This is a genomic window from Holdemanella sp. DFI.5.55, assembly GCF_020593575.1.
In the GTDB taxonomy this organism is placed as follows: Bacteria; Bacillota_I; Bacilli_A; order Erysipelotrichales; family Erysipelotrichaceae; genus Holdemanella; species Holdemanella hominis.
Window position 1 is genome coordinate 1 of record NZ_JAJDMK010000448.1, and the last position, 217, is coordinate 217.

Consider the following 217-nt stretch of genomic DNA (forward strand, 5'->3'; position numbering starts at 1 on the left):
GCGACTTCTTTCACCAGCGCTCCTTCCAGATATTTACGCATGGTCATGGCGAAATTGCTGGGGACAGCGGGATTTTGATAAGGAATCTGCGTGATCTGAATGCGTGGGTAGGATGGATTGGCCGAGATCAGCAGGGAATAGTTATGGCGATTGGCGCGGATTACCATCACCATTTCGGCAGGATAGGGCTGGTTGACCTTGGAGACGCGGCCGCCCT

General features: G+C 53.9%; 1 protein-coding gene. It reads right to left on the minus strand.

Going from position 1 to position 217, the window contains the following annotated elements; all coding sequences use genetic code 11:
* Window positions 1-217, minus strand: a 217-nt coding sequence (locus LJE08_RS14765) for an NFACT family protein (protein ID WP_227403684.1), incomplete at both ends; no start/stop codon positions are given.